The sequence below is a fragment of the Bacteroidetes bacterium GWF2_43_63 genome (assembly GCA_001769275.1).
In the GTDB taxonomy this organism is placed as follows: domain Bacteria; phylum Bacteroidota; class Bacteroidia; order Bacteroidales; family DTU049; genus GWF2-43-63.
Map to the genome: position 1 here is coordinate 21,241 of MEOQ01000035.1, position 6,658 is coordinate 27,898.

The window sequence follows — 6,658 nt, forward strand, 5'->3', positions numbered from 1 at the left end:
GAACAATAATAGCAGCCGGCGACAGCCGGATGTGAAAAAGCACAAAAACAAGACCCTGACAGGGTCTAATACCCCTTTTTATAGAAATTATTGTTGCAAAAACATCGTCTTGATTCGACCTCTCCGAGGTCGTTTTTGTTTTATCTTTCACCCGGCCTTTCAGGCCGGGCTATTATTGTTTGACCTGCGCTGCAGGTCAGGTAAAATTCACAATATGCATTGACACGCTTCTATTTTTCATCGGATGTATCTCCACAAAAGCTTTAGAAATAAAACCGGGGTATCCTGATGGCGAAGTCAGGAAATAATTATTCCGGGACATGGCTCTGTGGGCTCATTTCAGATAATTGAACACACAAGTAAAGTCGTTGAGGGGTATTTGAAAAACCAGTAATCTACCCAAGCGCCACGTCCAAAAACATCATGAGTGCGAAGCCGGCTATGGTTCCGGTGGTAGCCAGATCGTTGTGTTCGCCGCGCTGCGATTCGGGTATGAGTTCCTCCACTACTACATAAATCATAGCGCCGGCTGCAAATGCCAATGCATAGGGCAACATGGTAGTCATATGCATGACCGCAATAGCGCCCAGAACGCCGCCCGCCAATTCAACCAGACCCGAAAATTGTCCGGCCATAAACGAGCGCATACGAGAGCGACCATCGCGAAACATGGGCAGAGAGACGGCTGCGCCTTCCGGAAAATTTTGCAGACCCATGCCAATAGTGAGCGCAATGGCGCCAGCGAGCGTTGTACCTTCGATTCCGGAAGCCAATGATCCGAATACAATTCCGACTGCTAGTCCTTCGGGAATATTATGAAGTGTAACTGCGAGGATCAGCAAAGTATTTCTGTTCCATTTCACCGGCAACCCTTCGGCATCCGATTTTTTCATTCCATTATGCAAGTGCGGCAGCAAGCGGTCGGCGATGCGCAGAAAAGCAGCACCCGCCAGAAAACCAATGACCGCCGGTATCCAGCCAATGCCTCCGCGCGCCTCCTCCATTTCAATAGCCGGACTCAGCAGACTCCAGAAGCTGGCTGCAATCATTACACCTGCGGCAATGCCCAGCATCAGGTCCAGAACTTTTCGGTTAATTTCTTTGAAAAGAAAAACTGTTGCTGCGCCCAAAGCAGTCATCAGCCATGTGAAAGTAGTAGCAAATGCGGCCTGTCCAACATGTCCGATTGATTCAAACCAACTGAGAAAGCCCATTAAATAACAGTTTCAATAATTTTGCGATCGACCTTGTGATAGAATTTCGATTCTATTTCATCGCGTTCTTCCAGGAAGGCCTGAAATTCTTCGCTCACAGCTACTCGTTGCTGAATGGTTTCTTCGAAGGTATCGGTCAGACCCATCACCAACTCGCACAACTCGCGCACAGCATTCAAATCTCCGCGTTGATAGCTGATGTAATCCACCAGATCTTTTTCATGAACATAATTCATAAAAAGCGGGCTTGATTTGCGTCCGACCATAAAGCTCAGGCCAGCAACATCAGCTGCGCTCAAATCAAGTACATCGTCCATAATAAAAGCGACCTGTGTTGGACGGACCCCAAAAGTATCGTTGATGTGAGTAAAAGCTTCCTTTTTCGATTTGAAATTCACATAAACTGCATTGTAATGCTCGCGTTTAGCCAGATCAAATGCGGATTCCGTAATCTGATTGGTGACCAACCCGATAAAAGGAATTTTTTTATACCGAAGCCAATAGCTGAAACGAAGGAGATTAATGCCAAGACTATCGGTTTCGCTATAGGTTGAAGGAAATTCAGAGCTCTTTTTTCCGCTGTTGAAAACTCCATCCCAATCGAATAGAAAGCCATGGATATTTTCAAGTTTTTTTGCAATTTTCGGTGCAGGAGTCATGAAAACACCACCGTATTGTTCAAACAATTCCTGTATTAATTCCGGTTTCATATAGATGAATTTATTGCACTAAAGTACAAAATATTCCGGATATTGTTTTTGTAAAATCTTAAAACAGCTTACCATCCACCCCTCGAAGGGTTTGAAACCCTTCGAGGGGTGGAGAGGGGTTAGTTTTTGCTGATAATCAGCTGCCAGGTACTGCGCGATTTCTGCTCCAGCAACACTTTGCGGCCAGTTGTAAACTCGTCGGCCGAGGCATTGGTATAATGGCGGATGGTAACAAGATCGACCGAATCGTTGTAACGCACAGCAAATCGCTTTTGCAAGTCTTCGATCAGCACCGACATTTTAGCCGGTTCGTAATCGAAGCAAACAGAAAAACTAACCGCACTGTTCTGCATCAGGCGAACCTTTACGTTGTTGCGGGAGAACATTGTGAAAATCTCGCTCATGTTTTTCTCATTGATAAATGAGAAATCGCGCGGAAGAATGGAAAGCAGCACCTGATTAAATTTGAAAATATAAGACGGAACTAATTTGTCATCAGTGCCGTTGCGATCAATGATGGTCCCTTGTCCGGCCGGATTAATGAACGATTTTACACTTAATGGTATATTTTTATTTTCGAGTGGCTTGATTGTTTTAGGATGAATTACAGATGCACCGTAATAGGCAAGTTCAACCGCTTCACGATAGGAAATATGCGGCAATGCAATCGCCGTCGGAATCAGCTTTGGGTCAGCATTCATGATGCCCGGCACATCTTTCCAGATTATGACTTCAGCAGCATTCAGCGCGTGTGCGAAAATGGATGCAGAAAAATCCGAACCTTCGCGGCCAAGGGAAATGGGACAACCTTCCTCGGAACGGCCTATGAAGCCCTGTGTGAGCACAATACCTGTTTCGGCAAACCACAACTTGCCCGCCTCAAAAATTCTTGCACCTGTTACTTCCCAATTCACATAAGCATCGCGATAGGTATTGTCTGTTGAAATAAAATCTCCGGCCGTTACATGTTTCACTTTAAATCCTGACTCAATCAGATAAGCATTCAAAACAGTTGTTGCAATGCGCTCTCCATAGGAGACAATGCGGTCGTAACTTTTGTCGAATGACGCCTCAGGAGACAGATTAAGTTCGCCTTCCAACTCCGAAAATACGCTTGAGATTGAATTGTAAACAACATGATCTTTTTTGAACAAGTCATTTAAAATGGATTGATGAAAATCCTTTGATTCCGAAATGCGTTTGAGCGCATCGCTCTTCTGTCCTGAAACATAGGCCTGATGGACACGTTCGAGGGCATTGGTTGTTTTTCCCATGGCTGAAAGAATGACCACCAGATTCTGATTGTCATACTTTTTCAAAATAGAAGCAACATTACGGACCGCTGCAGCATCTTTTACCGAAGCACCGCCAAATTTGAAAACACGGATTGCTGATTGCATTTGAAAAGGTATTTCTGAAGCGCAAAAGTAATCAATAATTTTCCAAAATATTCAGGGAGATAGCCAGACAAAAGGATAAATTCATACCTTCGCACTCAAACAACAATACCATGCTTGTTATAGGAATTGCCGGCGGGAGCGGTTCGGGAAAAACGACAGTAGTAAAAGCTGTAATGCAGCAGTTCACCAAAGGCGAAGTATGTCTGCTTTCACAGGATTCGTATTATCGCGACAACGGCCATCTGAGCGCCGAAGAACGTGCCCGCATCAACTTCGACCACCCATCATCCATCGAATTCAGCTTACTGAGTAAACATCTCGATATGCTGAAAGCCGGTCAGGATATTCAAATGCCCATTTATTCCTATGTCACCTGTGCCCGTTCGAAGGAAACCATTCCAATCAGCCCTGCCCGGGTGATGATTGTTGAAGGAATTCTTGTTCTTGCCAATCCAAGGCTGCGCGATCGTCTTGATATAAAAGTATTTGTCGATGCCGACGGCGATGACCGCCTGATGCGCATTATCCGTCGCGACATCGAAGAGCGCGGACGTTCATTCATTCAGGTTTTGGAACATTATGAGCGTTTTGTCAAACCCATGCACCAGACCTTTATCGAGCCCACCAAGCGCTATGCCGACATCATTATTCCGCAAGGCGGCGCCAACAAAATCGCCATCGACATTTTAACCGCAAAAATTGCGTCCAAACTGGCCGAATACAATGGCAGTATATCGGCTTCCTGATGAAATTGTTTTTCCGGACCCGCGCGAAGCAGAGCCGGACGGATTGCTGGCCATCGGAGGCGACTATTCCACTGAAAGAATGTTGCTGGCTTACGATAATGGCATTTTCCCCTGGTTTCAGTATAAAGGCGAAATTTACTGGTACGCCACCAATCCCCGCATGGTCGTTTTTCCCGACAAATACAGGCCCAATCACGGGTTGCGACGGTTTTTAAAAAACTGCCCGTATCGGCTAACAATAAATCAGAATTTTGAAGAAGTCATTAATCAATGTGCCAAAACAAAGCGCAAAGAAAAAGGCACCTGGATAAATCAGAAATATAAAAAGGCGTTTATTGAATTGCACAAACTTGGCTACGCGGTTTCGATTGAGGCCTGGCTGGGTGATGAGCTTGCAGGCGGATTGTATGGCATTATTGCCGGTCCCGGTTTTACCGGAGAAAGCATGTTTTCGTTGCATCCAAACGCGTCGAAAGTGGCTTTTCATCAACTGGTCATGCTTGCCCGACATCTGAACTGGAGATTTATCGATGCCCAGCAAGACACTCCGCATATGCAGACGCTTAGTGGTGAACTCATTCCTTTTGACGAGTTTTATTCAATGCTGACCCTGTAATGAAAATTGTCAATCGAAGATCTGTCTGCAAATAAGTGCTTTCGGATTTCGTACCTTTGCAGTTGATTAAATGATACCCCAGATGAAATACACCATTCCGTTTCTATTATCGGAATCTGTAAAAAAGAATTCCGGGCGGCCGGCTCTGACTTTTGTTGGCGAAACACCCTACACCTATCATGACATTGCCGGACACATTTGCAACTCCATTGCGTTTCTGCAAAAACAAGGCATTTCAAAAGGCGACAAAGTGGCCCTCTGGGGGACCAATTCTCCACAATGGGGCATTGCATATCTTGCAATAACCAGCATGGGCGCTGTTGTAGTTCCGATATTACCTGAAACCCTTCCCAGCGACGTGGTCAATATTCTGGACCATTCAGAATCGAAACTGATTTTTCTTACAGAAGCTTTATCAGCTAAACTGGCTGAAGAAAAGACTCCGGACAATTGCGTGCAAATCAATCTGGAAGACCACTTCGACGAAGCAACGGAAGCACAGACCACCTATGATTTCGACATTTTCGATGTGAAAGAAGACGATCTTGCAGCCATTATTTACACATCGGGAACAACCGGCAGAGCCAAGGGCGTGATGCTGACCCAGCGCAATATTTCGCATGTCGGCTGGCACAGCAACGACATTCAGCCCATCAACAATCAGGACCGTTTTCTTTCGGTATTGCCGCTGGCTCACACTTACGAAAACTCCATCGGATTTTTACTGGCCATGTTTTTCGGCGCCTGCGTGCATTATCTCCGCAAAGCGCCTACAGCGTCAGTTCTGATGCCTGCTTTGCAAGAAGTCAAACCAACTTTGATGCTGACTGTTCCATTAATAATTGAAAAAGTTTATCGTCAGAAGATCATTCGAACTTTTACAAAAACCCGCTTCATGCGGTTTGTTTATGGTATTCCTGTTTTTCGAAAAGTACTGCATTTAATAGCCGGGAAGAAATTATACAAGTCCTTTGGCGGGCATCTGAAATTCTTTGGAATCGGCGGAGCAAAGCTAAATGCTGTAGTAGAAAAGTTTTTATACGAAGCGAAGTTTCCATATGCCATCGGCTATGGTCTGACTGAATCGGCACCCTTGCTTGCCGGAGCAAACCCGCATTATGTGAGGCTGGAGTCTACCGGCCCCGCCTATACTGGAATCACAATTAAAATAAACAACCCAAATTCCGACACCGGCGAAGGCGAGATCTGGGCCAAGGGACCCAATGTTATGCAAGGTTACTATAAGGAGCCGGAATTAACTGCCGAAGTATTGACACCAGATGGATGGCTAAAAACCGGCGACCTCGGAAAACTTGACAAAGATGGGTACTTGTATATTCTCGGCCGCTCGAAAAATGTAATCATAGGCGCCAGTGGAAAAAATATTTATCCTGAGGAAATTGAGGCTTTGATTAATAATTTCCCGCTGGTAGCTGACTCACTGGTAATTGAACGCAAAGGAAGGCTTGTAGCGCTCGTTCAACTGAATATGGAAGAACTCGAAAAGCAGTTTGCGGAGATGAAAATAAATTTTGAAACCCGCAAAGAAGAGATTCTCGAAGATATAAGAAAATATGTGAATGGACGTGTCAGTCAGCTTTCGCAACTGCAATCGGTGGTGATTCAACCAACGCCGTTTGAAAAAACTGCAACGCTGAAGATCAAGCGGTATCTCTATGCGTAAAGAACACTGAACATCGAACAAGGAAGTTCGAATGATGAAGTGAAGACTGAACTGCGAACACTTAATATCGAACAAGGAATAACGAAGCTTCGTGCTTTAATTCATGCTTTCTTTTTCCCGGGGTGGAGTGTATCCCGCTGCCTCCTTCGATACATTTGAAGCTCGTTGCTGGTTTGTAGGTCGTCAATTCAAACACTGCTAATGAACACCTACCGGAATAAGCTGATAACCAATGTTTTTAGCTTTTTTCTCTAGACCCTTAATCATAGCAGCTTTGAATTTTTTTTC

6 protein-coding genes are annotated in these 6,658 nt (G+C 45.0%); 3 read left to right on the forward strand and 3 right to left on the reverse strand.

The features are described from left to right. Positions 1 to 395: 395 nt before the first annotated feature. The 3 genes from A2W93_08435 to A2W93_08445 form a co-directional block, all read right to left on the reverse strand. Positions 396 to 1,214 (reverse strand): dihydroorotate dehydrogenase, encoded by an 819-nt coding sequence (locus A2W93_08435; protein OFY53988.1) that lies wholly within the window; start codon positions 1,212 to 1,214, stop codon positions 396 to 398. Further along, complete coding sequence (locus A2W93_08440) at positions 1,214 to 1,924, reverse strand: hypothetical protein (GenBank protein ID OFY53989.1); 711 nt, start codon at positions 1,922 to 1,924, stop codon at positions 1,214 to 1,216. Before A2W93_08440 ends, A2W93_08435 begins: the two co-directional genes overlap by 1 nt. Positions 1,925 to 2,043: 119 nt before the next feature. Then, positions 2,044 to 3,312 carry a hypothetical protein gene (locus tag A2W93_08445; GenBank protein ID OFY53995.1) on the reverse strand — a complete coding sequence of 423 codons (1,269 nt, stop codon included), beginning with the start codon at positions 3,310 to 3,312 and terminating at the stop codon, positions 2,044 to 2,046. Positions 3,313 to 3,434: 122 nt separating this feature from the next. On the opposite strand from A2W93_08445, the gene A2W93_08450 reads away from it, so the two are divergent. The 3 genes from A2W93_08450 to A2W93_08460 all read left to right on the forward strand — a co-directional run bounded on the left by A2W93_08450 (position 3,435) and on the right by A2W93_08460 (position 6,370). After that, on the forward strand, positions 3,435 to 4,070 hold the full coding sequence (locus A2W93_08450; protein OFY53990.1) for a uridine kinase: 636 nt from the start codon (positions 3,435 to 3,437) through the stop codon (positions 4,068 to 4,070). Continuing rightward, positions 4,048 to 4,686, forward strand: a complete 639-nt coding sequence (locus A2W93_08455) for a leucyl/phenylalanyl-tRNA--protein transferase (protein ID OFY53991.1) — start codon at positions 4,048 to 4,050, stop codon at positions 4,684 to 4,686. The genes A2W93_08450 and A2W93_08455 overlap by 23 nt, the downstream gene beginning before the upstream one ends. Positions 4,687 to 4,756: 70 nt before the next feature. Further along, positions 4,757 to 6,370, forward strand: a complete 1,614-nt coding sequence (locus A2W93_08460) for a hypothetical protein (GenBank protein ID OFY53992.1) — start codon at positions 4,757 to 4,759, stop codon at positions 6,368 to 6,370. The last annotated feature ends 288 nt before the right edge of the window (positions 6,371 to 6,658 follow it).

What these genes read in the sequence shown, in the direction of transcription:
- A2W93_08450 (OFY53990.1), top strand. Translation starts at nt 3,435, where the DNA reads ATGCTTGTTATAGGAATTGCCGGCGGGAGCGGTTCGGGAAAAACGACA.
- A2W93_08440 (OFY53989.1), bottom strand. Translation starts at nt 1,924, where the DNA reads ATGAAACCGGAATTAATACAGGAATTGTTTGAACAATACGGTGGTGTT.
- A2W93_08435 (OFY53988.1), bottom strand. Translation starts at nt 1,214, where the DNA reads ATGGGCTTTCTCAGTTGGTTTGAATCAATCGGACATGTTGGACAGGCC.
- A2W93_08460 (OFY53992.1), top strand. Translation starts at nt 4,757, where the DNA reads ATGATACCCCAGATGAAATACACCATTCCGTTTCTATTATCGGAATCT.
- A2W93_08455 (OFY53991.1), top strand. Translation starts at nt 4,048, where the DNA reads ATGGCAGTATATCGGCTTCCTGATGAAATTGTTTTTCCGGACCCGCGC.